The organism is Algoriphagus locisalis (genome assembly GCF_900116615.1).
In the GTDB taxonomy this organism is placed as follows: Bacteria; Bacteroidota; Bacteroidia; order Cytophagales; family Cyclobacteriaceae; genus Algoriphagus; species Algoriphagus locisalis.
Genome location: NZ_FPBF01000003.1, coordinates 144,055 through 170,591, shown reverse-complemented (window position 1 = coordinate 170,591; position 26,537 = coordinate 144,055). Strand labels below are relative to the sequence as shown.

Below are 26,537 nucleotides of genomic sequence, written 5' to 3'. Positions count from 1 at the left end.
TCTTTTCAGGAAATTTTGACTAGTATTTGAAACGGAGAGAAAACCTCTGATTTTTCACTGATAGTTGAAATTTTATTTATGCACGAAGAATATTTAAAGTGGTTTTCTCCCCATCTGCAGCGGGACGTAGAAATGTTGGTGTTTGGACATGCAGGATACCCTGTGGTGATTTTCCCAACTTCCAAAGGTTCTTTTCACGAAAACCGTGACATGGGTCTGATAAAATCCGCCCAATGGTACATTGACCAAGGACTGATCAAAATTTATTGCCCAATCAGCAATGATGCAGACAGTTTTTACAATAAGAATATCCACCCTCATCAGCGCATCCAAAATCATGTAGCCTATGACAAAATGATTTGCCATGAGATCGTAGAGCGAATCCGGTTAAATACTGCCGTGGCAAAAGTGGTGATGGCTGGCTGTAGTTTTGGAGGGTATCATGCTGCCAATTTTGCGTTTCGGCATCCGGGCTACGTCAGCCACATGTTTAGTATGTCGGGAGCTTTTGACATACGGAACTTCATGGATGGATACCAACATGATGATATCTTTTACAATAATCCTCTGGAATACCTTCCTGGGCTTAATGATCAGGAGCTTTGGAAAATGGACATTGTTCTAGGGACTTCCAATTGGGATATATGCTTCGATGCCAATATCAAACTACATGATACGCTCAGAGCCAAAAATGTAAGCCACTGGTTCGATGTTCGCCAAAACCGACAGCATGATTGGGATGTCTGGAAGGAGATGTTTCCTCATTATCTCAGTAGAATTAAGTTTAACTAGATTAGCTAATAATAAATATTTGATATGAAGAAAATCGGAATACTTTTCGGAATGGAGGACACTTTTCCTCAGGCTTTTATTGACAGAGTTAATCAGAAAGCTGAAAAAGGAATATTCGCTGAAGCAGTGCAGATAGACAAAGTGATTCAAAATCAATTGACAGAATACGCTGTGATTATCGATAGGATTTCTCAGGATGTTCCATTTTATCGGGCGTATTTGAAGAACGCAGCTTTGACAGGTACCGCGGTGATCAACAACCCGTTTTGGTGGAGTGCAGATGATAAATTCTTCAACAATGCCCTCGCAGATACATTAGGTGTACCACTTCCTAAAACGGTGATTCTTCCCTCTGCAAAGCATCCTGATGATACCACTTCCAAATCATTTAGAAATCTCGTGGCTCCATTGGACTGGGAAGGCATCTTTAATTATGTGGGTTTTCCTGCCTATATGAAGCCCTATGCTGGTGGAGGTTGGAAAAATGTCTATAGATTGGAGGATAAGGAAGAATTCTTCAGAACGCACCCAGAGACAGGTCAGCTAGTGATGATGCTCCAAGAGGAAATTGTGTTTGAAGAATATTTCAGAGTGTATTGTCTGGGTGGAAAAGCAGTGAAAATCATGCCTTACGAACCTCGAAATCCACATCATTTGCGCTATGTAGTAGATGGACCACCTGCCTCAAAGAAATTATTGGCAACAGTGAAGGATTACACTTTACGACTTTGTAAAGGACTGGGGTATGATTTCAATACGGTAGAATTTGCTGTGAAGGATGGAGTTCCTTATGCGATTGATTTTGGAAATCCAGCCCCTGATGCAGATGTGAACTCAGTGGGAGCAGAAAACTTTGAATGGGTAGTGGAGGAAGCTGCAAAAATGGCAATAAGCTACGCTAAAGCCCAGAAGCCAGGCAAAATGAACCTAACCTGGGGGACTTTTATGAGGGATTCGGTGACTGATTCCAAGAGGTTTTAAAACTTTTAGCTTAACGATTTACTATGGCTTCATCACTGAAAAAGCTCCCGAAATTCACACTTGGAGTAGAAGAGGAATATCAGATTATAGATCCTGAGACAAGAGATCTACGCTCACACATGTCCAAAATCGTGGAGGGCGGGAAAATCACTCTTAAGGAGCAGGTGAAAGCCGAAATGCATCAGTCTGTGGTAGAGGTAGGGACCAATGTCTGTGAAAATGTGGCACAAGCAAGAGCTGAAGTGGGAAGTCTCCGCAATAAAATCTCTGAGTTGGCGGCAAAGCAGGATTTGGTGGTAGGAGCGGCAAGTACACATCCATTTGCGCGGTGGCAGGATCAGGAGATTACTGATGATCCTCGATATCATGTGATTGTGGATGAATTAAAAGACATCGCTAGATCAAATCTGATTTTTGGACTTCATGTGCATGTGGGAATTGACAGCCGGGAAATCGCCATTCAGCTGATGAATCAGGCTTGTTATTTTCTTCCGCACATTTATGCGTTGACTACAAATTCCCCTTTCTGGGAAGGTAGAAATACGGGCTTTAAAGCATTCAGGGCTAAGATTTTTGCCAAATTCCCGAGGACTGGATTACCGGAATATTTTGATTCGGTACAGTCGTATGATAATTATCTGGAGACTTTGGTGAAAACCAACTGCATAGACAATCCCAAGAAAATATGGTGGGATCTGAGAATTCATCCATTTTTCAGCACGATTGAATTCCGCATTTGTGATATGTGCCTCACGGTTGATGAGACCATTTGTATTGTCGCTTTGATCCAAGCTGTAGTCGCCAAATTGTACAGATTGCTCTTGAGTAATACCAGTTTTAATATTTACAGAATTGCGCTGATCCGCGAAAACAAGTTTCGAGCGGCAAGAAATGGAATTGAGGGTAAACTCATTGATTTTGGAAGGAAAATAGAAGTGCCTACTTCAGAGCTCATTATGGAACTTCTGGACTTTATAGATGATGTGGTGGATGAATTGGATAGTCGTCCAGAAATCGATTATGTGCATCAAATCCTCAAAAATGGCACAGGTGCAGATCAGCAATTGGCGGTTTTTGATCAAACTCAGGATCTGAAAAAAGTCGTTGATATGATCACTTCAAAGTTTACAGAAGGGATTTAAGGGCTTTTATTACCTTTGCGGGCAAATAATAACATTCAGGCAACGTGGGAAAGAAAAAATTGAACTTGGCGATCTTAGATATGTATGATAGCGAGCCAAATCAGGGGATGCGTTGTATCAAAGATATTGTCGCAAGATTCGAGAGTCAGGTGACGTACAAAATATTTGATGTAAGAGGCAAAGCCGAAATACCTGAAATCCGGGATTATGATCTCTTTATTTCCACCGGTGGACCAGGAAATCCAATGGATGGAGATGGGAATTGGGACTTAAAATATTTTGACTTTTTGGATCAAATTTGGATCTGGAACCAAAATTTCAATCACAAAAAACACATTCTATTCATTTGTCATTCCTTTCAGATGGCCTGCAGGCATTTTGGATTGGGGACGCTCACTAAGCGGAAATCTACTTCTTTTGGAGTAATGTCCGTGCATAAGACAGCAGATGGACACAAGGATTCCCTGCTGCAAAACTTAGCTAATCCATTTTGGGCCGTGGACTCTAGAGATTATCAGGTCGTTCAGCCTGATTTGAAGAAATTCAAAGTGCTAGGTGCTAAAATAATAGCGCTGGAAAAAATTAGAGACCATGTGGAATATGAGCGTGCAATCATGGCAATTCGCTTTTCGCCCGAGATGGTCGGGACCCAGTTTCACCCAGAAGCAGATCCGGTGAGTTTTCTAGCTCATTTGAAAAAAGCCGAAGTGAAAGAGAAAATTGTTTCCCTAATTGGAAAGACAAAGTTTCGAAAAATGCTGGAATACATGACAGATGAGGACAAAATCTACAAAACAAATGAGACGTTGATTCCCAATTTTATAGAACAATCAATTCAACAAATAAAAGCTTCTAAAAATCTTACTTTAATTTAAAACACGATGATTGAATCCCGCAGAGCTAAATTCAATAAGGAATTTTCTGAAAAGAACTATCAGAATTTCCTCGCAGACATAGCAGCGGACTTCAATTATGCGCCAACTTTCAGAGTAGCAGAAACTCCGTTTTTCATCCCGAATGAGCTCAAAAAGCAGTTAGAAGAAGCTTGCGCGGAAGTCTGTGACTTCGTAATAAAACCGGACTTCAAAGCGATCACGCAACGTGCAATTGACTTGAATACAGCAGTTCCCAATGAAGACGCACATACCCAGTTTATGGCAATAGACTTCGGGGTCTGCGAGGAAAATGGACAGATCGTACCCAAACTCATAGAGGTTCAAGGTTTCCCCTCCATCTTTAATTTCCAATTCAATCTTTATCAAAAGTTTCAAAATCAGTATCCATTTATCGCTGAGTTAACTCCTTATTTGTCCGGGATGGATGGGGAAGCTTATTTGGAAAAATTCAAAGAAGTAGTGTTCAATGGGCACGATACATCGGAAGTGATTTTGCTGGAGATAGAGCCGGAAAAACAGAATACCAAGATTGACTTTTACTATTGCCGCAGGGATTTGGGAATTTCAGTTGTCTGTGTTACAGATGTGATAAAAGAAGGGAATCAGTTATTTTATAAAGATGAATCTGGAGCCAAAATCCGGATCAAACGGATTTACAATCGGGTGATTTTTGATGAGCTGGATCTTAGAAAGGATTTGAAACTGCAGTTTAGTTTCCAAGATAAATTGGATGTGGAGTGGGCTGGGCATCCAAACTGGTACACCAGAATTTCGAAGTTTATCTTGCCTTACCTGCAAGGGAAGTACTTTATCGAAACCAAGTTGCTGAGTGACTTGGATGAGATTCCAAAGGACCTGGAGAATTATGTCCTGAAGCCTTTGTTTTCCTTTTCGGGCTCGGGAGTGATTTTCAATGTGAAAAAAGCTGATATCGATCAAGTCAAAGACAAGGATCTTTATATCCTACAGAAAAAAGTAGCTTATGCTCCAGTGATTCAATCTCCTGACGGCAAGGTAAAAGTGGAAGTAAGGATTTTGGTATTGTGGCCAGAAAAAGATGAAAAACCGACATTGGTAGGTAATCTGGCTAGACTAAGTCGTGGAGAGATGATCGGAGTGAAATTCAATAAGGACAAAGATTGGGTGGGAGGGTCAATTGGTCTTTTTGAGAGATAATGAAAAGAAAAGACAAACAAAAAAAGGCAGTGATTTCTCTTTGCCTTTTTCTAATTCCGTATTCTATTGTTTCCAAACTGCTGGGTCTTTTCTCCATTCCGAAAGAGACTCTAGGGTATCATCTGTAATATATTTTCTCTGAACGGCCATCGGGAGCATTGCTTCGTAGTGACTTAAACAGATAAGTTTCACTCCGGCGCTGTCGAAGTTTTGCTTTGCCACATCAAATCCGTAGCTGAAAATGGCTACCATCCCCAGTACCTCAAATCCTTCGTCTAGCAAGTCTTGCGTTGCTTTGAGAGAACTTCCCCCTGTAGAGACTAGATCTTCTACCACAACTACCTTTTGACCCGGAACGACCTTTCCTTCTATCATATTCTCCATGCCATGACCTTTTGCCTTGGATCTTACATAGATGAAGGGTAAGTCTAGATCATTTGCCAGCAAAGCTCCCTGAGGGATCCCTGCGGTAGCTACTCCGGCGATAGCTTCCACGGTTGGGAAATAATGCTGAATGCTTCTGATCAATTGTTCTTTGATCATCGTGCGAACCTTTGGAAAAGAAAGTGAGAGCCTGTTGTCACAATAAATCGGTGATTTCCATCCTGATGCCCAGGTAAAGGGTTTTTCAGGCTGAAGTCTGATCGCCTGGATTTCCAATAATTTATCAGCTACTTCAGCAGCTACATTCGCGTCTAAAATTTCCATGAAGCAAAAATAAGAGATAAACTTAGCCCAAGGTTGTAGCAAGTGAAAAAAATATGCACTTTTGACTTATTCCAAACACCCCAAAACCTTTGATTCATCATGAGAATCTTTGTGAATGACAAACCCTTTGATCTGATAAGCTACGAAGAACTGAATCCTTCTAAGTCTTACGAAACAGTCTATTTTCAGATGGAGGAGCTTCCAGCGCATTTGCCTTGGAAGGACGATGTGCTTTTTCATGAGCCTTCTCATGATCTGATCATTAGGTTGCTGTATATGCTTCGCACCAGAAAGCTAAAAGACCTGGATTCGATCACTTTAGTGACCAAGGATAAAGCTGCATTGAAGAAGTTTGTGAAAAGCCGCTTTTCAATAATTAAGGCTGCTGGTGGGGTGGTTACCAAAAAAGATAAAATGCTCCTCATTTTCCGCCTTGGAAAGTGGGATTTTCCCAAAGGGAAATTTGAAAAAGGAGAGACGCCTAAGCAATGCGCCGTACGTGAAGTGGAAGAGGAGTGCGCGGTGACAGTGAAAGCAGGCAAAAAAATCTGCAATACTTGGCATACTTACACTCAGGATAGAAAGAGCATCCTGAAGAAGACCTACTGGTTTGAGATGGATTGTATCAGTGATGCGGATATGACCCCTCAAAAAGAAGAGGGAATAGACGATATCCGATGGTTTTATGAGGCTGATGCAAAAATCGCTTTGATCAATTCTTATCCCTCAATGCGGTTTCTTTTCAAGCAGTTTATAAAAAGTCATCTGAAGCCTCAGACATTGTAAGGCAGAAATTCAGTCACGTCTCCGCCAAAGCGATGAACTTCCCGGATAATAGTAGAGCTGATCGCAGCATACCTCGGTGAGGTAATTAGGAATACCGTCTCCAATTCAGCATTCAGGTACCTATTCATTTGGCTGATCGTGTTCTCATATTCAAAATCAGTAGTATTTCTCAATCCTCTGATCAGAAACTTTGCATCATGTTTTTTGGCAAGGGTAGAAGTAAGCTCGTTATAGACAATGACTTTTACCCCAGCGGTTTTTTCATACACACTTTCCACCTTTTTCACCATATCATCAATCTCAAAATACCTTGATTTCTTGGTGGAGTTATAGCCAATCCCGATGATCACTTCATCAAACAGATTAAGGCTTCTCATCACGATGTCATGATGCCCAAGGGTGTAAGGGTCAAAGGAACCAGGGAAAATGGCGATTTTTTTCATGTCTAATTGTATTTGTTCACGGGCCTTTTGAGAGTTTGTCGTTTAGTCGAATTGCCAATTAGTTTCAAAAAGATTTACTGATTTCAGGTGTTTGAATCCATGCGTGTAGTTTTGATTGGCATGAGGACTGAGAAGGCGGAAATTATAGAAATAGGTTTTGCCCCATTCCTCGGTAATACCACTTTCTACAGTAGCACCAAAAAGACTAATGCGTACGTGATTCCTGTCAAATTTCAGTTGCTCAATAAAGATGAGCGCATACTTCAGGATGTCTTCTTTGGAATCTATGGAAAACAGATTGAAAGCTGCAAGTTCTTGATTGGAAAAGGCCGCTGTATAAATTTGGTTTCCAAAAATGCTGATCAAGATTTCCTGTCCGATCAAGTTAAACCGTTCTTTGAATAGGTAAGACAAAAAGCAGACAGAGCCGTGATGAAAGGTTAATTCTGAAAAACGTGCCTGTAGAGTTTTTTTCATTTTCCCGGCTATCCCTGACACTACTTGCAGGTTATTGCTATCCAGAGGTGTGTTGAAATAGCTTGTATTAGCTTGCTGTTCGCTTGCAAACGCCAAGTACGTAGTTTCTTGACCTGGGTGAAATAAAACTCCCGGAACGAGGCTGAATTCTGGCTGATGTAAGTAAACCGTAGCAGGAATGTCATTTTTCAATAAATGATCTGATACGACCAACTGTTCTAAGGAATTCCTGTCGAAATTCAAATATTCGTGGATACAAATATTTGTCTGATTCTTATCCTTCGCAAAGATGAACAGGGAATCAGGATACAAAAAAAGTGATAGGTTTGATGCATCTTCTACATCAAACCTATCACTTTTGAATACTTTAAGGTTACTTTCCAAAATAGGAGGTTTTATTTCCAGTTACCTTCTGTAGAGGCATCTGTTCTCGAACCTACTTTCAAGGCTTTTTCGTTATTGTTCAGTCTTCTATCCGGATTGATTGGGGCAGGATCTCTAATCTCGAAAACAGAGATTTCATAGGAGTTTCTTTCCACTTTATCTGCGAAGAATTCAAATTGCTTTCCTCCAGAACCTGGAACTACCACTAGTGCATCAAGATTGAAATCAGGGTATTTTCTTTCATTGAACAATGAATCGATCACTGGTACAGATCCCAACGTATCGAATTCTACTGTAACTTCTTCTGCACCGTAATCCAGGATTTTAGTAGTCTCAGTTCGTTGTACAAGCCAGATTTTACCAGTTTGGATGAAGTTCTTTAGTTCAGTCCAGTTCTCAGCATATCTTCCGTTGGAAGCTTGAAATGCGAGTTCTGCATCTCTTAGCATTTGTAATTTTTCAATGATTGCAGCTTCGGTGAGCGCAATTCTTTTTTCTTGCTCAACAACGTCGTCAACACCTTTCCAGAGAAGGTAGCCAAGACCGATTGCCACTACTAAGAAGACCAAGGATAGTACTTTTGATAAATTCATTTGATAAATTTTTAAGAATCTGGGTAAGGTTGAAGGTTATAAATCGTGCTATTTTAGAGAATTATTTCCAAAATTAAAATATCCTCGCAACAATACTAAGTCCTCTAGTGATTTTATTCCCCAAAAGATTTGATGAAGGGCTTCATTAGGCAATGACTGGATTTCATTTAGGCTCATCCATTTGATTTCTTCGATAATTTGAGAATCAGGATAAAGTTCAGGATCCGTTCCTAGTGTTAATTTCCCTCCAATTTTTTCCACGAGAAAGAAATGTTCCATCGCGTGAAGTGGTGCTGCCAGGTATTCGTTAACGAAAAGATAGGCTTTTACTTCTACATTTAGGCCTGTTTCCTCAGAAAACTCCCGCTTTAAGTTTTCCGGAGCGCTAAATCCAAAATGCATTCCGCCACCCGGTACAGACCATAAAATTTTGCCGTTGCCCATTAAATGTTTGATCATCAGGATTTTTTCTCCTTCGATCAGAATGCCATTTACGCGCGACCGGAGTTGATTTCCAAACTTTGCTTCGATTTCCTTGCTGATTTTGTCTTTTGGCATTTACATTCGTTTGTATGAGTAAAGATAAGGAGTCAATGCCGAGGCCTTCGACCTTGCTGAGTAAATATTTCCCATTCGAGCCCACGTCCGGTCAGGCAGCTTTTTTCTCCAAGATGGACTACTTTCTCCTGATGGAGCCAGAGAAAAAGCCAACGTTCGTGTTGCGTGGCTATGCTGGTACGGGAAAGACTTCTGTTATTTCTGCGTTGGTGAAAGCGCTTCCCAAATTGTCCATGCGCTCGCTTTTGCTTGCACCTACAGGACGAGCTGCCAAAGTAATGAGTAACTACTCCGGGCGTGCTGCTTACACCATACATAAGATAATTTACAAGCCAAAAGCTGAAGACGGAAGTTTTGGTGGAGGCTTTATCCTCCAAAAAAATTATTACAAGGACACGGTCTTTATTATAGATGAGTCATCCATGCTTGCAGATGATGGTGGGATGTCTGGCAATTTGCTGGGTGATCTGATCAGTTTTGTATTCCATGGGACGAATAATCGCTTGATCTTGGTAGGAGATACTGCACAACTTCCGCCTGTAGGATCTGAATTTAGTCCGGCGCTCGAAGCTGATTACTTATTGAGGCATTTTAGACTGAATGCTGACTTTATTGAATTGACGGAAGTGATGCGTCAGCGGTTGGAGTCGGGTATTTTATTTAATGCCACCAATCTGAGACATCAGTTGCAGCTTGAAAAGCAGGAGATCCAGATAAGCACCAGTCAATTTAAGGATATGTTCAAAATGACCGGTGAGCGGCTGGAAGATGGGCTAAGGTATGCCTACGATAAGTTTGAAACGGAGAATACCACGATCATCACCCGATCCAATAAAGCTGCGGTGCAGTACAACCTGTACATCCGTCGAACCATACACTTTTTCGAGGATGAAATCAGTTCTGGGGATTTGCTGATGATAGTGAAGAATAATTACACCTACATGGCCGAGTCTGAGAAGGTGAACTTTCTAGCCAATGGAGATATGGCGGAAGTAATGAAAATCCGGAATTTCGAGGAGTTTTATGGTCTTCGATTTGCTACCTTGGAGCTTCGTTTGTTAGATTACCCGGATGAACCTCATTTTGAGGCAAAGGTGATTCTGGATACACTATATTCTCCCAGCCCCTCTTTGACGCGTGAGCAGTACAGAAGCCTGTATCAGCAGGTGTCTGAAGATTATGCGGATGTTGCCAGCAAAGTGGAGCGGAAGGAACTGATCAGGAAGGACCCTTTTCTAAATGCCCTGCAGATAAAGTTTGCTTATGCGCTTACTTGCCATAAAGCCCAAGGGGGACAATGGAAAGCAGTTTTTGTGGATCAGGGATTTTTGCCAGAAAATAAAGTGGATAAAGATTTTACCCGTTGGCTCTATACTGCCATGACTAGAGCTACTGAGGAATTGTATCTTGTGAATTTCGCCCCTACTTTCTTTGTGAAACCAAAAGGGGTGGAGGATTCAGAGTTTTAGATGTGTAGTGAGAGGTGAGTGGTAAGGAGTTTTGAGGTCTGGAGAAGCTGGATTTCCAAAAAAATAAACATAAATATGCGGAATGATGCCAGTAGCCATATTCTCCTATGTTTATTGGCTAGAAGACCGATGACGGATGACCGAAGTAGCCTCAATTCTAATGTTGACCAAATCCTATAATGCTTTAGTCTCAATACTGGCAGAAAAGCGGATTTACATAAGAATAAAAAACTTAAAGCTATGGTCTCTGTGTGTCCTTTGTGCGCTCTGTGGATAAAAATCAGCACATCAAACGCCTTTGGCAAGGTATTTTCGATATAATCTGGAAATAAGGCATCTATTAGGATTGGATTGCGTTATTTTGAAGTTGATACAAAAAATTGAATATTTGAAGACCAAAAAATACTAGCCATGAAAAAATTAGGATTTCTATTAACCGTCTTTGCTTTGGTGTTTGCATTTAATGCCAATGCTCAGGAACAAAGTGGTGCAGCAATCACTTTCAAAGAAAAATCTTTCGATTTTGGAGATATCACTCAGGGAGACAAAGTTTCCCACACCTTTGAGCTTACAAACTCCGGTACAGCTCCGCTTGTAATTTCCAATGTGGCCGTAACCTGTGGTTGTACTGCTACTAGCTGGCCGAAGGAGCCGATAGCTCCGGGTAAATCTTCTGAAATCAAAGTTTCATTCAACTCAGCCGGTAAAATGGGCAAGCAGAATTCTGTGATAAGAATCTACTCCAACGCAGCTGAGCCTATAGAAAAAGTATCACTGATTTCTAACGTACTTCCGAAGACGAAGTAATCGGTTACGAACTAACTTCAAGTGAGGCCTCCTGAGAAATCGGGAGGCTTTTTTTCATTTCTGGAAAAGAACCTGTCCTGAGTAATTTGAGGTTAGTAAAGAGAGCAGAGAAATATCCACGATCTCTTAAACAATGCTATTTTTTGATCCGATCAAAAATCTCTTTGGCTACGATTTTTGCACCTTTTGGGGACCAATGTGAGTCATCGTAGTAGTATATATCTGATTCTTCAGGTAGTTTTCGGGAAAAAATAGTGTGAATATCAATGTTTTGGTATTCTTTTTCAGCATTTTCATAAGTTGAATAAAAAGTAGGTTTTATATAGCGGGCACTGTCTTCTATGTAAGGATAATATAAATCGTACTTATCAGGACTGACGAGTACTATTAATTCAATGTTTTTCTTCTTCAGTAAATCGCTTAATTTATTCAATACACTAATGCTATTCATAGTCATTGATGAATCATTTTTAACTTTCATTTTCCTTAGGTCATTCTTATAAAAAAGTAAGTTATCAGGATTGTTTAAAAATAATTTTGGATTGCTTGACTTTACTTTATAAGTATTGGAAGAAAGTGGCCTGTCCATAAATAAGTAAAGAAAGTTATTCAAAGGCATTTTCAAAGTAGCATCAGAAAAGAACTGTAAATTTTTATTTGGACTTATAGCTATGTTCTCATTTTGGTTGTTTGATAATTGCGGAGTGTTCTTTGATTTGTAAAAATTAATACTTGTAGCCTTAGCATTAAAATCAATGCTTTGGGTTCGGACATTAAAGTCTCTTTCTATAGATTGCAACACTACATATTTTGGTTTCATATGCCCAAAAAAATCAGCATTCATCAAAGATACCAAGGTTTGTATAGGATTCCCTCCAGAAATATCCCTGTCAACATGCACCACTGAAACACCCATGTTTGCAAGGAAATTTTTGTACCCTACATTTTCCTGTTCTGAGAAGGAATCACCAATAATCATTACATCCGTATTTACTATTTCAGAAGCTAAATTGATCTCGGATAAAAGTGTGTACTTCCTAGGTAGATTATATTGGTTGTTAATAACGCTTGATGGAGAAGGATTAGTGTAGAAATATCCCATGCGTGCTAAATCTCCTTCTGCTCCTCTTTGATCATAAACCATTAGATTAAACGCATATAATGCGAGAAACGGAATAATAAAAAAGCATGTGTTTATTATAAACTTCTTCATGATCTAAAATTGAAAATAAATAAACTGCTGCTTGTTTTGTCCAAGCCAGAAGAGTGAAATGATGATAGCAAAATATAGTATCTGCCTTACAGGCCGGCTCCATTTCAATCCTAACTTTTCTAGCGCAAATTGATCTGCACGCGCTCTCCATTCAATTCCCAGAAATACTAAAACAAGAAGAAATAATCTGAATGCAGGACCGATTCCCGGAAATTTTGGCACTGTGAATAGGGAAGGTGAAAAGATTTCAGAGATGTATGTTATGGCGTGTGGGACACTCTCAGCCCTGAAAAATATCCAAGCGAATACAGTCAACCCAAAGGTTAGTACCATCTTCGCAAGTTCTTTTAGAGTTGGGAAATACCTTCCTTCAGCTACTACATTCAAGTTCTTTCTGTTATTCTTGGTCAGTAAGAGAGGTAGAAAATATACTGCATTCAATGCTCCCCATACGATAAATGTCCAATTAGCACCATGCCAAAAGCCGCTTATTATAAAAATAGCAAATGTATTTCTCACCTGCATCCACTTGTTTCCCCGGCTACCACCAAGCGGTATATATACATAGTCTCTGAACCAAGTGGACAATGAAATATGCCACCGTCTCCAAAACTCTGCCATATCTCGGGAGAAATATGGGAAAGCAAAGTTTTGTTTTAAATCAAAACCAAATAAACGAGATGTCCCTATTGCGATATCTGAATAGCCAGAGAAATCTCCATAAATCTGAAATGTGAAAAATATAGCGCCAAAAACTAATGTACTACCTGAGTATTCTGATGAGTTATTGAATATTAAATTTGCAAATTCAGCACAGTTGTCAGCAATGACAATCTTCTTAAATAGCCCCCAAAGTATTTGACGCATTCCATCGACTGCCTTAGTATAGTCGAATTCTCTTTTTTTATAAAACTGAGGTAAAAGGTTTGTAGCTCTTTCTATTGGTCCGGCAACTAACTGCGGAAAAAAACATACAAATGCCGAGAATGCTATGAAGTCTTTGGTGGGTTCTAATTTTCTTCTGTAGATATCTATGGTATAGCTTAAAGTCTGAAAGGTATAGAAGCTTATACCTACAGGAAGAATAATGTTTAGAGAGGTGGCTTGTATAGCTATGCCAAAGAATGAAAAGGTAGATATAAAATTCTCAAGAAAGAAATTGTGATATTTAAAAAAACCAAGAAATCCAAGATTAGTTATTATACTTATCCAAAGTAGAAACTTTCTCTTTGTTTTGTTTTCTTCTGATCCTAGGTGACGTCCTATGGTATAATCTACAAGGGTACTAAAGAGTATCAGGGATAGAAACCTCCAATCCCACCAACCATAGAATAACAAGCTGGCAGATACTAATAAGAAATTTTGTGATTTTAAATTTTTGTTTACTACAAACCAATATAATATAAAAACTATCGGTAGAAATATTGCAAAGTCTATTGAATTAAAAAGCATCTATTGTAAATTCATACTTGTTTGAGTGTTTGTTGTTTTTTTTGAAGTAATAGATTATAATTTCTGGTTAAAACTCGTTGGAAAACCATTCCTGTGACTCTTGATGTCTGAGCTGTTTCTAGTGGCAAAAGCTGTAGATTCAATTATTCCTGAGCCTTCTGCTAAGAAAGTCAGTTCTGATGCGTAAGTGTCCAAAAGTCAGATAATTGGTTGTACAGCTTAAGGAGTTTTACCTTTTCTTTTTCAATTTTGTCCTTACTTCAAGTGTGCAAATATCTGAAATAAATTTGGATTGATTTGAGTATCAGGAATTAGGTTTTAGTTATTCCGAATTATGGATATCCACTTTCTTACCAGTAGCGAGAGAAGTTATGGGTTAAGGTTTCTTTCTACGTGCTGTGGGCAGTGGACTGTTGTCCGTGGACGATTATCCGCTACTATCCAGCCAATTTCTTTAACTAATGGCATCATTGCGGATAATCATATTAGTTATTTCCTTTTTCTTTAAGTCCATTTTAAAAGCTCATCCTGTAGATAATTTACTTCAGAATATGAATTCCAATCAAATGCTGAAAACCAAAAAGCCTCTTGAATTGATTTTCAAGAGGCTTTTAGTGAATAGGAAGTATGAAAAGGCTCAACTAATTCCAAACAGTTTTCAAGCAAATTTTATTCAGCTGACACAAGAACTACTGGAGGAGTATTAGTGGGTGGGTTAATATCAAAAGGTTCGGATGATGATTCCGGCACGGAGACATTTGAGAATAAATTCAATGATGATCTATTTATCTCAGCTGCATTTCTAATTAAGATAGTGACGCGAGGCAAATCTGAACTTGAGCCATCTGTACGGCTATTTACCGCCAATACATCAAAGGCCACAATCCCAAGATTGTCTCCTTGTAAATTCCCTTCGATTGGATCGTAATTAATAGAGATATCACTGTCATACACCACTGCATAGATTGTCTGACCAACCAACATTTTTAAACCCATGGCTCTTAAAGGAATCACATTGGGGATTTCGTCAAGCAAAACTTCCGGATCATCTCCCGAAGAACCTAATCCTGGTCCCGGTGTCAGGTAATTTTGGAGGCCAATAGCAGTGGGGCCTGCGTTTATCCAGCTAGTTGGTATAGAAGTAGGGGCAAACCAGCCTTCATCGCCCACCTGTCCAGAAAAAAGATCCAACCTTCTCCCTACGTTGTCTTGAAAATACTTCAGCGTTTGCCGCTGTCCAATTCTGGCGATTTGATCATTGACATCTGTTTCAGAGAAATTATTGGGTTCGTTTCCATTATCTATACTCTCTTCATCGAGCAGGAGAAACACAATTTCCGAATTGTCTAAGGGCTCGTCATCACCTCCATCCGGGTTGCTGTCATCATCGGTACAGGATATTAAACTAAAAAGAAGCAGAGAGGCTATAAAACCTGATTTCTGTAGAAGGAATTTCATAGGGCGAAAATTTAAGTAAAACGAATATATAACTGTAAAAACGGCTTTTTGTTGTACTGGAGATGAGCTGTTATTGAGTATCCGTAGATAGACGGAAGATAATGGCTTTATGATGGCTTAGAATTACTAAGTGATCCTAAACTCCATAAAAAATATCCACTCAAGCTCTATTTCCCAATTCAGATATCAAATCAAGTTCCGGGAACTTTCGGGAGATCAAGCCTAGCGATAGCGTAAATATCCAACCAGGCTAGGTGTGAAGTATGATCTTATAATCCTTACCAGGCTTTATTAGCTGAACGCTGGTGGCTGTCTGTTCGGATAGCGCTAGTTATTTTCTAATCTCTTCTTATTGGTTTTGCGCACTATTTCTTTCTGAAATTCCCTATTAGTCGGTAGAATATATAAATATGGCTTAATAGAGCCGCCAGTCCATAAGTAACAAACATCAACCAAATAAAGCCCAAGTTATGGTCATAGAGTTTCAGGGAGAAGAACTTTGGAAATGCTGTAAGTAGATCCGCAAATCCAAATAGGTTGAAAATCCACACCAATGGAATGGCATATTTCCACTTATTTTTTAAACTGAACGCCGTTACAATTGCCAAAATAGCCGTTGCAAAATCCCAAATACCCACTTGCATTAGAAAATCAGCTGGAAAACCATCATAAAACTGCTCCTTTGCCATGAAAGAAAGTCCTAAGTATCTAAAGGAATTTAAAAAAACAAAGGGCATTAATGCCTCATAAATGGAGAGGTTCGCTAATCGGGGCTGAATCCACCATTTGAAAGCTAGTAGGAAAGCGGTTGTGCCTGTGATAGCCTGCAAATTGATAATTGCAAAATTGTCCATTTTTTTATTGATTATAAGTTGATTTTTGAAACCCTTTTATAGCATAAATACCTGAAATAATGCTGATCCCTATCCTTATCCAATGCGAAATAATCCAACCATTCAGTTTACTGGTGGCTGTTATAGCGTCATATTTTAATGCCATAAAATCCAGGTTCATAGGCAGATGATAGATGGAAGTCTGAATAATGGTCACAGTTAAACCCCAAAAAACAATTCGCCAATACTTTCGGCTTTCTGATTTTTTATCGCTTTTCAAAAACACAAAAAGACTTCCTAACCAAGCTGGCAAAAGCGTTACTGCTGTTGGAGCTAAAAGCAGCGGAAAATCTATAGCGAAGAATTTCATAAATTCTTTCGGTTCAAGCGATTGCCAATAAATGGCGTGACTTAAACCGATGTTGAGCATATTTCCTGCAAATGCTGCTATGCCAAGGATAGCTATGGTTGATATTGTTTGTCTCATAGTTTTACCTTTTTGGAATGGGTTGTTTATTTAATTGCTTAAATACAAACCTTGGTGCGAATCGGCTCATCATTTTGAGCTGGGTAGAAATCCCTGGTGTAATTTCTACCTTGCTGTTTATATACCCCTTCCAGAATGCTTCGGCTAATTTCTCTGGTGGCATTGGTTTCAAATTATCGTCTTCAGCAATATCTGCTCCGTGTGCCAATGGCGTATCTACCACAGGAGGCAATAGTTCCAATACTTTAATATTGTGAGGCTTTAAGTGAAGTCGTATGCTTCTTGTCCAAAAATGTAAAGCAGATTTTGTAGCAGAATAAACCGGTGCTTGTGCAAATGGGACATAAGCCAAACCCGAAGAAACATTGACAATAACGGCTTCTTTACTTTGCTTTAATTGTGGTAAAAAGTAATGAACCAGACGAATGGGCGAATTGAAGTTTATATCAATTTCAGCAAACTGTTTTGTTAAGTCATTTGCTTCATTGCCTGTGTCAAGCAAATGCATGATGCCTGCATTGTTGATGAGTACATCTATTCCACCTAATTGATCTTGAATATCATCTGCCAACATTCTAACCTCTGCGTCATCAGTTACATCACTTTGAAAAACATGAAGTAGAGGGTTATCAGATTTTGCTTTTTCAAGTTTGGAAAGATTTCTGCCTGTGATAATAACCGTGTTGTTATTTTCCAAAAACTTTTTGGCTAGCGCAAGCCCAATGCCTGAACTTCCACCTGTGATCAATACTTTTTGATTGGATTGTTTCATAGTAACTAATGGATTTAAAGTGAACCTGCATTTAAAAGTTTGGTATGAAACCAAAGCATCAAAGTGGTTGGAATCAATTCTATAGCTATCAGGAAAATAAGAAAAGGAGTTGCGGGATAATTGACCAATGCGGCTGCTCTGACGAGACCACCAATGATAAGGGCTATCATCAAAAATCGAAACAAAGCTGTTTCTGATGGATTCCAAGCCACATAGAAAAACGCCAGCGATGTAGCCATCCAGATGGCTGCCACGTAGCGATGGTTATTGTCAGTCATGGGATCTGTGATGGCAGGATTGAATTTTGCTGTTGTGCCCATATAGCCCGTGGCAGCGGATATTAAGCCATAGATTATCAGGAAAATGCGAATAAATAATAACATAATTAGGTGGTTTTCGGAGTTGGTTTGAGAAAGCAATAGGCTGCAATAAGAATGGGAATGGCGAAGGGGATATGTTGTAAAACATCCGTTGTGCTAGCGTTGGGAACAAAACTGCCCCATACAAACATATCCACCGCAATCACCAAAAAGAGGGTGACTACATGGAAATAACCTGCCAATCTAAATTGACGAAAAGAGATGGCTAATAAAACAAAAATGGGAGGTAGAAAATCACCAATCGCTTTGAAAATGGCGGTGATTTTGGAAAATCGGATCGCAGCTTCCGAATCTGCAATAATGGAAAATGACCCTTCAGCAGCGGCAGGATGCGCAAGCCAAAAAATACCAATACCAATCAGCATTACAGCCGAGACCAAACTGGCCCAGATGCCCGTTTTAATTTGTCTGGGTTGATTTTTACCTAGTAATGTAAATGCCATTCCTCGTCTCTTTTCTTTGTTAGACAAGAGAGGTTGGAATGTGTAAAGACTTTGAAGAACTTATTTTCAGTTTAAATTCAATCTGGTTTTCCAGTTGACGTCTTCCAATAGCTTGACGAGAAAGTTTTTCTTGTCAAAAGTTGTTTTGAAGCTGTGATCCTGATGTAGCTCGGAATATTTCAGTTCTGCATCATCCACCAAAAAATCAGCGTCAGGTTCCAATTGTTCCTTGAAAGTTGAGTACTCTTTTCGGTTAAAAAGCAGGTTTTTGGCATCTATCATGCCATTAGCTGTGGCAAAGGTTACTTTTTTATGACACCTGCAAGGGTTGGCTTTGTTTACCAATCCGCATTTGTTTTGCATAAAATTATACAAGTCTTTTCGGGCTTTGCTCAATTTCATTCTGTAGTTGTCCTTGCTTATTTCCATGATCTCTGAGCCCACATGGTGGTCGGCGCGAAAAATATCGCCGATTATGTAGATAAGCCGCTGCTCTTTGGTCAGGCATAGAAGCATTCCCGAAAGACATTGTAGTCTTACTTCACGTATTTCTTCGCGTCTTTGCTCTTGTTCTTCCATTGAAATAACTACGCTTGGTGCTGCATCCAACATAGTTCCGAGCTCATCAAACTTGGAAGCAAACTGAGCGCTTGGCTTTTTTTGACTGTTCAGAAAATGATTTTTGGCTATTCTATACGCCCAAGTAGTAAAAGAGCTTTCTTGCTTAAACGAGCTTAAACTTGAAATGACTTTTATCAAAGTTTCTTGGGTCAAGTCTTCTGCATCCGAAATATTTCCTGTCAGCTTCCAAGCAAGGTTATAAATAAATGGTTGATGCCTTTCCACAAGAGTTGTTAAAGCGGATTTCTTCCCGTCCAAAATTTGTTGGATGAGTTCTTTGTCAGATTGTTCTGACTGTTTTGTGCTTTTGAATGGGTTCATTAGTACAGTTTTAGATTAGCATTGCCAGGTTGCACCTATTACAATTTGGTGATTTGGAAGCACTTTATTCTGTTTAGCAGGATATTTCTTAAAGCACGGATTTATGTTTTACCGATTTACCTGCTATTGCATATTCTGCCAGGCAAGTCACGACACCATTCATTCATCAGGAACTTGGAATTCCAATCCTGGAAAAGAAGTCAAGGATTCTAGAAACCCACAATCCAAGAAATTGTCCTTGCTGCCAGAAAACCCCCCTTCCAAAACGGATATAGAAAGGCTGGAAAATCTCTCACCGAATGACTTTTTGAACCTGCTGAACAAATTCGAAGAGACTTTTTGACCTATTAGAAATTACAAAAACCCCTAAAATCCTGACTCAATTTCCATAAGAACCTCTCCGGTTCTCCCGATACGCTGCGCTATCGGGACTGGCGGTGCATCAGCGTCCCGCATAGCTATCGGGATCATCGTTCGTGCTACGCACGCGACGAAAACCTAGTTGTTGGCGTTAGTTTTTACTTTACTTTAATAGGTGTAATTGTGTAGCCAAGTTCCGTTAATTGATTGATCAATCCGCATCCGTACATTAAATGACTTAATCCAACCACAATAAAACAATTCTTCTTTTCAATTAAATCTTCAATTTGCTTCATCCACTTGTCGTTTCTATCAGTCAGTATAAGTGCATTTCTACAAGGTGTATTCAATTGGTAATCCATATCCATTTGTGAATACCAATTTGTTTCTTCACAGTCGTTTATATTTTGGGTGCTGATTTTTTCAATGATGTTAGAAAGTCTCCTTTTATGGTTTTTTCGGGGCATTCCTTCTACGTCTTTGTTGATTAATTTTATTTGTTCTTCTGTCGTTTCCAGTCCGTAAAGTTCTATGTTTTGGCCAACGGCCTTCGTGGCTATATAATCATCCAAAGAAAGAGAAGTGTCATCAGCGCTTTTGTTTATACAGACTTGTTGTTTGAAATGTCGGTTAAGAAAAACATACATCTCAGTCGGTGTTATTTTGTTAAAGTCAGTGGGGCTTGTTGCAAAAAGGTTTTTGATGTAGGATAATTCTTCCTTGCTTAAATAATTCTGCCATTGTGTGATTTCGGTTCTACGGTTGATAATATCCTCTGCCGTTTCTCCGGGAATAGTTAAGTTTTCCTTTATCACTAGGTCACTCGATGCCAAGGCTTGATTCACCTTGGTTAATGAGTCAAAAAAAACTTTTCCAAAAGCGTGGTGGGTCCCAAATAAGTAAGAAACGTGATTATTGTTGGAAGAAGTTACCTTAAATAATACCGTGTTGATTGAGTCAGAATTTTTTTTGCTATTTATTTGAGCTACTCCGAATTGAAACGTTAGCAGCAAAACAAAAGTCACAAAATAAATGCGTCTTTTTATTGTATGTTCCATATTACGCTCTGATTATTTTGTTCGTTCAGTAGGCTTAAGTGAGGCTTAGGGGTGCTTCCGTCAAAAATTAATTGCGATGAAAACAATAGCTTTTCATCGTTCCAAAACGCTACCCAATGTGGTGTATAGGGCTCGCTTTGCTGGATAATTGTTTTACGTGTCCCGCTGTCATTTATTAAATCAAAAGACCTCTTCCCCCAATACGAAAGCAGTAACTCTCCACTGGAATAGTCTGCGTCAAACACCTGATTTCTGTTCATTGGTGCATTTTCCACAGTAGGATCAATGAGGTCATTCCATTGTTTAAGAATATCTCCATTTTGTTGTACCAAATAGCAGGAGTTATCACCTAAGAGCAGGATTTGATTATTCTCAACTGCTCGAATTCTAGTTATTGGATTGTCAAATTCAAAGTACTTAATAGGTTGCTCTCCTTTTTTTAGACTATATATTTCCGGGTATTTTCCAAAAACCATTTGTTCGTCGGAAAGCATAAAAAAACCACCTTCTCCGATTCTGTAATCATCTTTGAACCAATCCCAAATAACCTTTGGTTGCGAACCAATTGTTGATTTTAAAACCCTTATTTGAAATTCATCAGATGCCTGCAAAAATTTCCTTTCTATAATGTAGATTTCATTTTGGTTATTATAAAGCATATAGTCACTTGCAGCATATTCAGATTGGATAAGTACTTTAGGTTCAGAACCTCTTTTCCAAATCATTACACAAGCATAATGATTAGGGTCTTTTATTGGGTTTATATATGACCAAAGGACATTCTCGCCAATAGTAATCATATTTCCCGTTGGGTGTGCAAATGCAAACGATGTGAGGAAAAGCAGAACCGTGCCTAATATTGTGGTTTTGATATTTCGTGTTTTCATTTTTTCAAATTAACGCCAACGAGTTAGCTAAGAAACGTGGGGATTTCGAAGTACATTTCTGTCCGCCTGTGACGAACTAAACTACGAAGTTCTATGCTTGATTTCAGTACGTTTCTCCCCATGTTTTCTTAGGTTTTGTTGGGCTTAGTTTTTTTCTTTTTCAAGTTTTATCATTTTCCCCCACTTATAATACTCCTCTGGGAAGTCAATATCGGTTAGTCTTACTTTCTTGATTTCAGAAGAGATAGCTTCAATAGTTTTATCATCTAAAGAAAGTCCATTAATGCTTTCCACTTTTGTAACTGTTAACGAACCATTTCTGAATACGTAGACACCTATCCAAACCAATTCTGTTGAATCGGGGAAATACTTGAATACTAAATTGGAAAGAATAAGGTCTAAATCTTGGTTTTGATTAGTTCTGTAAGTGTCAATGCTTGGTGAGTAATCAGAGTAGGAAATTGAATACGAATCTGATTTCTTCTTTAGAGTTTCGAACTCTCCAGAGCTTGTGTTTTTTTCATGCTGAAATAGTTCTCCCCTTGTAATGTCAAAAACAAGTAATTCATTATTGGTTGTCAGCACATAAAAGTAGTTGTCATGCAGGAATGATTCATATTCCCAAACAATGTGGGACACGGTTTCTTTCAAATTCATCATTTGAATATTCAAATCATCAAATTTCAGGCTATTGATGACTTTACCTTTTTCATAGAAAGTAATAGCAACTTTGTTTGAGTAATCCACTAAAAACCAATCATTTATTTGAACATGATAAGTTGCATCTTCTGAGAAATAATTTTCAAAACGAAGAAAAAAATCAAGCGTGTAAAGTATTGAGGAATCGGAGTTGTTAATTACCTCTACTTTTCCAAATTCGCTGTACCTGGAATAGGGTAAGTTGATTATTGTAATACCTTTCTTATGAAGATGAATCTCATTCCTTAAATTTTCTTTTGGCTGATCTGCCAAACAAGGTAATGAGATTAAGGTGAACAATATGTAGAGTAATCTCTTCATTTTAAATTAAGCCCAACTTATTTATTTGCGCCATTTTGTGGCGTTTATCTACTGATTTTGGGTGGCTATGCGCCACAAATCACCATAGTTTATGGCGTTTATTTTTCTATAAATCATCGAAAGGGGATTTGATTTGTCCCAATGACTTGGTGGAAACATGCGTATAGATCTCTGTGGTCTTACTGCTCTTGTGACCTAGTAATTCTTGAATATATCGCAGGTCTGTACCACTTTCTAGTAAATGGGTAGCATAGGAGTGCCGCAGCCAATGTAGGGTGGGTTTCTTCTTCATCCCAACTTTTTTTACAGCCTGATTAAGTACATTCTCCAAGCTCTTAGGGGAATAAGTATGTCCTGCCTTTGCACCTTCAAACAAATAGGTGAGGGGCATTTCTAATTTATAGTATTCCCGGAGCATGTCTATGACCTTCTTACTAATCGGAACTATCCGGTCTTTGGCTCCTTTTCCATCATTCACCCGTAGCAGCCCCCTTTTCGATTCCACATCTTCAAGCCTGAGGTTTATCAACTCACTTCGTCTCAATCCACAAGCATAGATGAGGCTGAGCATTGTTCTGTGCTTTATATTTTTGTGTGCTAAGAGTATGTCTTTCACCTCTTCTTTGCTGAGTACATGGGGAAGCTGTTTTGGCTTTTTCGGCCGTTCGATCCCTTCAGGTTCCAGCTTGCGTTTTTGCTTGTTAGAAAAATACAACTTCACTGCATTGATGACTTGGGACTGAAAGCTAACTGAGTATTTTCTCCTAAGAATATAATTTTGATGGAAGTTCTCCAAATCTTCCGTGATAATTTCTACAGGCTTTTTATTATTTGTAAATCGAAAGAACAGGCTCAAGCTCTGGCTATAGGTCTTTATGGTCGATTCTGCATAGCGTTTGTTTTGCATCCATGCTACAAACTTTCCGATTTCTTGCGCTAGATCGCTAGCTAGTTCGGGTAGTGTGGTAGGTAATTGTTCCTGTTTAATTTGGTCAAAACCTGAATAATCTAGCCAGACCTTCCCTTTGAAGTGAGTTAGAAGTTGATCTAAAATGTCTTCTGAGTAAGGAATGAGCCAAGCTTTCTTTTCCGAACTCCATTTTGCCTTGGAAAGGGTTTTGACTAGTTCTATTAGCTCTCGATCATAGCCAAACTGGAGTAAAACCACTCCTTTCTTTTTCCAAATGGCAGATGTGACAGTAATTGTTTTCATGGTGAAAAAATAGACTGTAAAATAAAAGAATATTTAGGTAATACCTAAAGTAGTTTCAGAATTATTGAAGCTTATGAAAGAGGGTTTTACTGCAGTTTCACATCAAAATAAGCAACTCGTTTTTTCTTGTTCTGATTATGAACCCGAATTGTTCAAATTGGGTTTTCCTGATCAAACACACTATTTCATGGCAAGAACAGCGGAACGCAAAGTGACCATGGGGCAGGTCTTCAAGACGATTATCTGGCCCCGTAGAAAGCACTTATTTTTAGGTCTCTTTTTAATTATCATCTCCCGTCTGGCTAGTTTGGTACTGCCCGGAGCCAGTAAAATCCTCATCGATGAGGTAATTCCATCCAATGATCTCACCATGCTCAAGTGGCTGATCGGTGGGGTGGTCCTGGCCATCGTGGTGCAGTCCACCACTTCCTATGCGCTGACGCAAATCCTGAGTGTAGAAGCCCAGAACCTGATTTCCAAGCTTAGGTCTCAGGTTCAGGCACATATCATCAAGCTTCCTATCCGCTTCTTTGACAATGCGAAAACCGGTGAGCTGGTTTCCAGAATCATGACCGATGTGGAAGGCGTTCGGAATTTGGTAGGAACAGGTTTCGCGCAAATGATAGGAGGGATCCTCACGGCAGTAATTTCACTTTTTTTGTTGATCAGCATCAGTCCGATGATGACACTTTATGTGCTGCTTCCGGTAGTGATCTTTGGCTTGGTTTCCTTAAAGGCTTTTGGGCGCATTCGTCCCATTTTCCGCGAACGCGGTAAAATCAATGCGCAGGTAACAGGAAGACTGACCGAAACGCTGGGAGGAATCCGAGTGATCAAAGGCTTCAATGCCGAGCAGCAGGAGATCAATACGTTTGCCAAAGGTGTAGATGAGCTGTTTCAGAATGTAAAAGCGAGTTTGACAGCGACAAGTTTTGTGACCTCTGCAGGAGCTTTGCTTTTGGGCTTGGCTTCTGCCGGTATCATGGGAATGGGTGGCTACATGATCATGCAAGGGGATATGACCTTTGGTGATTTCCTTGCGTTCACACTTTACTTAGGTTTTATGATTGCGCCGATCGTGCAGATGTCCAACATTGGATCTCAGCTCACCGAAGCTTTTGCAGGTTTGGATCGGACAGAGGAAATTATGAATACGCCGCTGGAGTCTGATGATCACACCAGAACTTTGGCTTTAAAGGAATTTAGAGGCGATATAAAATTTGAGGATGTATCCTTTGCCTATGAGGAAAATAAAGACGTAATCAAAGGGGTGAGTTTCCATGCTCCGGCGGGTTCGGTAACTGCTTTGGTAGGAACTTCCGGTTCAGGGAAAACAACCATAGCGGGACTCGCAGCTACTTTTTTGAACCCTGATTCCGGTAAAATCACCTTAGATGGAAATGATTTACAGCTAGTGACTTTGGAGTCCTTTCGATCTAGGCTTGGCGTTGTTTTGCAGGACGATTTCCTGTTTGAGGGTACGATCCGGGAGAATATCCTTTTTCCCAGACCCAATGCCAGCGAGGAGGATTTGCAAAATGCCGTAGTGGCAGCCCATGTGCAGGAGTTCACGGATAGATTTGAAGATGGGCTGGATACCCTGATCGGAGAAAGAGGAGTGAAGCTCTCAGGAGGGCAAAGGCAGCGTATTGCGATTGCCAGGGCGATTTTGGCGGATCCTAGGATTTTGATTTTGGATGAGGCGACTTCTAATTTGGATACGGAATCAGAGACCTTGATTCAGGCCAGTTTGAAGGAGTTGATGAAGGGTAGAACTACATTCGTGATCGCCCATAGATTGAGTACCATTCGCCAGGCAGATCAGATATTGGTGGTGGAAAAAGGCAATATCGTAGAGCGAGGTAAGCACGATGAGTTGATTACTTTGGAAGGAAGGTATTATCAGTTATATACTTATCAGTCGAGGATTTAGGTAGTTATCGTCATTGCGAACGACGCAGGAGTGTGGCAATCCCTCTTAATCTGTTTATGGTGTGAAAAATTACGACTGCTCTAATGAGTGAGGTAGAAAAGTAAAATCCTTGTTAAATTAGAAAATGGAAATAAGGTTTATAACCAAAGAAGAAAGTACTAAGGATAGGCAGGAAGAGTTCTTGAAACTTAGTCCAGCAGAGCGAGTTATGTCATTTTTTGAGCTTTCCAGAAGGATTTTAAGGTTTCCAACGAATGCTACTGCTGATTCAAAACAGAAGAATTTTGTGTTAAGGAAAAAGGGAGATGGGATTTGAGTGGAAGGAAAATATTGACCAATTTATTTTTTTGGCGAATGAGAATGGTGTCAGAATGTTAATGGTGGGTGGAGGTGCTGTGAATTTCCATGGATACCAAAGACATTCTGCAGACGTTGATTTTTGGATAGAAACTACTGATGAAAATTTACAAAATCTGGCCAAGGTCTTTACTGAAATGGGCTATGAAATCGAGCAATTTCCTGATGCTGTAAAAGACCAGATCCAAAATATTTCCGTTAAATTTTCTCCGGCGGATTTAGATCTCGAGTTGATTACAAGGTTTGAAATTGGTAAAAGTTTCGATGAAGCATTTCAGGAAGCTATTTCAGTTGAGATTTCAGGACATCCGGTTTTAAGATGGAAAGTGCTAAGCTGGGATGACTTATTGGAAAGTAAAAGAAGAGCGGCTAGACCGAAAGATTTGTTGGATATTCAGCAACTCAGATCTCTGATAAAATAGCTTTAAAAATATAGATTGCGTATGAAAAAATCATTTTTCTATGCTTGAATTTGGGGTACGAAAATCCGAAACCCGCAATCAATAATTCCCAATTC

Annotated in this window: 29 protein-coding genes; 11 read left to right on the top strand and 18 right to left on the bottom strand. The window is 39.5% G+C overall.

Features of this window, described 5'->3' with window-relative positions:
- Positions 1 to 78: 78 nt before the first annotated feature.
- Genes BM386_RS09745 through BM386_RS09725 form a run of 5 tightly spaced genes read left to right on the top strand, consistent with a single transcriptional unit; the run spans position 79 to position 4,987 of the window.
- On the top strand, positions 79 to 792 hold the full coding sequence (locus BM386_RS09745) for an alpha/beta hydrolase-fold protein (RefSeq protein ID WP_091693154.1): 714 nt from the start codon (positions 79 to 81) through the stop codon (positions 790 to 792).
- Between the two features lie 24 nt (positions 793 to 816).
- Positions 817 to 1,773 carry an ATP-grasp domain-containing protein gene (locus tag BM386_RS09740; protein WP_091693152.1) on the top strand — a complete coding sequence of 319 codons (957 nt, stop codon included), beginning with the start codon at positions 817 to 819 and terminating at the stop codon, positions 1,771 to 1,773.
- 23 nt (positions 1,774 to 1,796) lie between these two features.
- Positions 1,797 to 2,915, top strand: coding sequence for a carboxylate-amine ligase (locus BM386_RS09735; protein ID WP_211482899.1), 1,119 nt, complete (start codon positions 1,797 to 1,799; stop codon positions 2,913 to 2,915).
- Between the two features lie 44 nt (positions 2,916 to 2,959).
- Positions 2,960 to 3,790, top strand: coding sequence for a type 1 glutamine amidotransferase (locus BM386_RS09730; RefSeq protein WP_342029141.1), 831 nt, complete (start codon positions 2,960 to 2,962; stop codon positions 3,788 to 3,790).
- A gap of 6 nt (positions 3,791 to 3,796) precedes the next feature.
- The gene (locus tag BM386_RS09725) at positions 3,797 to 4,987 is read left to right on the top strand and encodes a hypothetical protein (protein WP_091693149.1); all 1,191 of its coding nucleotides are present in this window, start codon (positions 3,797 to 3,799) and stop codon (positions 4,985 to 4,987) included.
- A gap of 63 nt (positions 4,988 to 5,050) precedes the next feature.
- Here the strand turns inward: BM386_RS09725 and pyrE are convergent, their stop codons facing one another.
- Positions 5,051 to 5,695: an orotate phosphoribosyltransferase gene (gene pyrE / locus BM386_RS09720; RefSeq protein ID WP_091693146.1), complete on the bottom strand. Its 645-nt coding sequence runs from the start codon at positions 5,693 to 5,695 to the stop codon at positions 5,051 to 5,053.
- Between the two features lie 99 nt (positions 5,696 to 5,794).
- Here pyrE and BM386_RS09715 point away from each other — a divergent pair, with 99 nt between their 5' ends.
- Positions 5,795 to 6,481: an NUDIX hydrolase gene (locus BM386_RS09715; protein WP_091693144.1), complete on the top strand. Its 687-nt coding sequence runs from the start codon at positions 5,795 to 5,797 to the stop codon at positions 6,479 to 6,481.
- Here BM386_RS09715 and coaD read toward each other — a convergent pair.
- The 4 genes from coaD to BM386_RS09695 are packed head-to-tail and all read right to left on the bottom strand — an operon-like array spanning position 6,469 to position 8,936.
- Positions 6,469 to 6,924, bottom strand: a complete 456-nt coding sequence (coaD, locus tag BM386_RS09710) for a pantetheine-phosphate adenylyltransferase (protein WP_091693141.1) — start codon at positions 6,922 to 6,924, stop codon at positions 6,469 to 6,471. The genes BM386_RS09715 and coaD overlap by 13 nt on opposite strands.
- A 42-nt stretch (positions 6,925 to 6,966) precedes the next feature.
- A complete protein-coding gene (locus BM386_RS09705; RefSeq protein ID WP_170857071.1) occupies positions 6,967 to 7,785 on the bottom strand; it encodes a DUF3822 family protein in 819 nt (272 codons plus the stop codon).
- A gap of 11 nt (positions 7,786 to 7,796) precedes the next feature.
- Positions 7,797 to 8,378: a hypothetical protein gene (locus BM386_RS09700; protein WP_091693135.1), complete on the bottom strand. Its 582-nt coding sequence runs from the start codon at positions 8,376 to 8,378 to the stop codon at positions 7,797 to 7,799.
- Positions 8,379 to 8,426: 48 nt separating this feature from the next.
- The gene (locus BM386_RS09695) at positions 8,427 to 8,936 is read right to left on the bottom strand and encodes an NUDIX domain-containing protein (RefSeq protein ID WP_091693132.1); all 510 of its coding nucleotides are present in this window, start codon (positions 8,934 to 8,936) and stop codon (positions 8,427 to 8,429) included.
- Between the two features lie 14 nt (positions 8,937 to 8,950).
- Here BM386_RS09695 and BM386_RS09690 point away from each other — a divergent pair, with 14 nt between their 5' ends.
- Both BM386_RS09690 and BM386_RS09685 read left to right on the top strand, forming a co-directional pair.
- On the top strand, positions 8,951 to 10,405 hold the full coding sequence (locus BM386_RS09690) for an ATP-dependent DNA helicase (RefSeq protein ID WP_091693129.1): 1,455 nt from the start codon (positions 8,951 to 8,953) through the stop codon (positions 10,403 to 10,405).
- A 411-nt stretch (positions 10,406 to 10,816) separates the two neighbouring features.
- Positions 10,817 to 11,212 (top strand): DUF1573 domain-containing protein, encoded by a 396-nt coding sequence (locus BM386_RS09685; RefSeq protein WP_091693126.1) that lies wholly within the window; start codon positions 10,817 to 10,819, stop codon positions 11,210 to 11,212.
- 136 nt (positions 11,213 to 11,348) lie between these two features.
- Here the strand turns inward: BM386_RS09685 and BM386_RS09680 are convergent, their stop codons facing one another.
- From BM386_RS09680 to BM386_RS09635, 9 genes are all read right to left on the bottom strand, one after another.
- Positions 11,349 to 12,425, bottom strand: a complete 1,077-nt coding sequence (locus tag BM386_RS09680; protein WP_091693124.1) for an alginate O-acetyltransferase AlgX-related protein — start codon at positions 12,423 to 12,425, stop codon at positions 11,349 to 11,351.
- A 3-nt stretch (positions 12,426 to 12,428) separates the two neighbouring features.
- Positions 12,429 to 13,877, bottom strand: coding sequence for an MBOAT family O-acyltransferase (locus tag BM386_RS09675; RefSeq protein WP_091693121.1), 1,449 nt, complete (start codon positions 13,875 to 13,877; stop codon positions 12,429 to 12,431).
- Positions 13,878 to 14,546: 669 nt separating this feature from the next.
- Complete coding sequence (locus BM386_RS09665) at positions 14,547 to 15,335, bottom strand: hypothetical protein (protein ID WP_091693116.1); 789 nt, start codon at positions 15,333 to 15,335, stop codon at positions 14,547 to 14,549.
- 365 nt (positions 15,336 to 15,700) lie between these two features.
- Positions 15,701 to 16,189, bottom strand: a complete 489-nt coding sequence (locus tag BM386_RS09660) for a hypothetical protein (RefSeq protein WP_091693113.1) — start codon at positions 16,187 to 16,189, stop codon at positions 15,701 to 15,703.
- A 4-nt stretch (positions 16,190 to 16,193) separates the two neighbouring features.
- Positions 16,194 to 16,655, bottom strand: coding sequence for a hypothetical protein (locus BM386_RS09655; protein WP_091693111.1), 462 nt, complete (start codon positions 16,653 to 16,655; stop codon positions 16,194 to 16,196).
- A gap of 4 nt (positions 16,656 to 16,659) precedes the next feature.
- Positions 16,660 to 17,427, bottom strand: coding sequence for an SDR family oxidoreductase (locus tag BM386_RS09650; RefSeq protein WP_091693108.1), 768 nt, complete (start codon positions 17,425 to 17,427; stop codon positions 16,660 to 16,662).
- A gap of 14 nt (positions 17,428 to 17,441) precedes the next feature.
- The gene (locus BM386_RS09645; RefSeq protein WP_091693105.1) at positions 17,442 to 17,810 is read right to left on the bottom strand and encodes a DUF4345 family protein; all 369 of its coding nucleotides are present in this window, start codon (positions 17,808 to 17,810) and stop codon (positions 17,442 to 17,444) included.
- A gap of 2 nt (positions 17,811 to 17,812) precedes the next feature.
- Complete coding sequence (locus tag BM386_RS09640) at positions 17,813 to 18,250, bottom strand: hypothetical protein (protein WP_091693102.1); 438 nt, start codon at positions 18,248 to 18,250, stop codon at positions 17,813 to 17,815.
- A 66-nt stretch (positions 18,251 to 18,316) separates the two neighbouring features.
- On the bottom strand, positions 18,317 to 19,192 hold the full coding sequence (locus BM386_RS09635; RefSeq protein ID WP_091693099.1) for an RNA polymerase sigma factor: 876 nt from the start codon (positions 19,190 to 19,192) through the stop codon (positions 18,317 to 18,319).
- A 103-nt stretch (positions 19,193 to 19,295) separates the two neighbouring features.
- Here BM386_RS09635 and BM386_RS09630 point away from each other — a divergent pair, with 103 nt between their 5' ends.
- The gene (locus tag BM386_RS09630; RefSeq protein ID WP_091693097.1) at positions 19,296 to 19,535 is read left to right on the top strand and encodes a hypothetical protein; all 240 of its coding nucleotides are present in this window, start codon (positions 19,296 to 19,298) and stop codon (positions 19,533 to 19,535) included.
- Positions 19,536 to 19,710: 175 nt separating this feature from the next.
- On the opposite strand, the gene BM386_RS09625 is transcribed toward BM386_RS09630, so the two are convergent.
- From BM386_RS09625 to xerA, 4 genes are all read right to left on the bottom strand, one after another.
- Complete coding sequence (locus BM386_RS09625; protein ID WP_091693094.1) at positions 19,711 to 20,610, bottom strand: TraB/GumN family protein; 900 nt, start codon at positions 20,608 to 20,610, stop codon at positions 19,711 to 19,713.
- Entirely contained in the window at positions 20,595 to 21,497 is a 903-nt protein-coding gene (locus tag BM386_RS09620) for a hypothetical protein (protein ID WP_091693091.1), read from the bottom strand. Before BM386_RS09620 ends, BM386_RS09625 begins: the two co-directional genes overlap by 16 nt.
- Positions 21,498 to 21,641: 144 nt before the next feature.
- Positions 21,642 to 22,517: a hypothetical protein gene (locus BM386_RS09615; RefSeq protein ID WP_091693089.1), complete on the bottom strand. Its 876-nt coding sequence runs from the start codon at positions 22,515 to 22,517 to the stop codon at positions 21,642 to 21,644.
- Between the two features lie 106 nt (positions 22,518 to 22,623).
- Positions 22,624 to 23,730 carry a site-specific tyrosine recombinase/integron integrase gene (gene xerA, locus BM386_RS09610; protein ID WP_091693086.1) on the bottom strand — a complete coding sequence of 369 codons (1,107 nt, stop codon included), beginning with the start codon at positions 23,728 to 23,730 and terminating at the stop codon, positions 22,624 to 22,626.
- A 187-nt stretch (positions 23,731 to 23,917) separates the two neighbouring features.
- Here xerA and BM386_RS09605 point away from each other — a divergent pair, with 187 nt between their 5' ends.
- Both BM386_RS09605 and BM386_RS09595 read left to right on the top strand, forming a co-directional pair.
- Positions 23,918 to 25,663, top strand: coding sequence for an ABC transporter ATP-binding protein (locus BM386_RS09605; protein ID WP_091694432.1), 1,746 nt, complete (start codon positions 23,918 to 23,920; stop codon positions 25,661 to 25,663).
- Between the two features lie 305 nt (positions 25,664 to 25,968).
- A complete protein-coding gene (locus BM386_RS09595; protein WP_091693079.1) occupies positions 25,969 to 26,442 on the top strand; it encodes a caspase family protein in 474 nt (157 codons plus the stop codon).
- Positions 26,443 to 26,537: the final 95 nt, after the last annotated feature.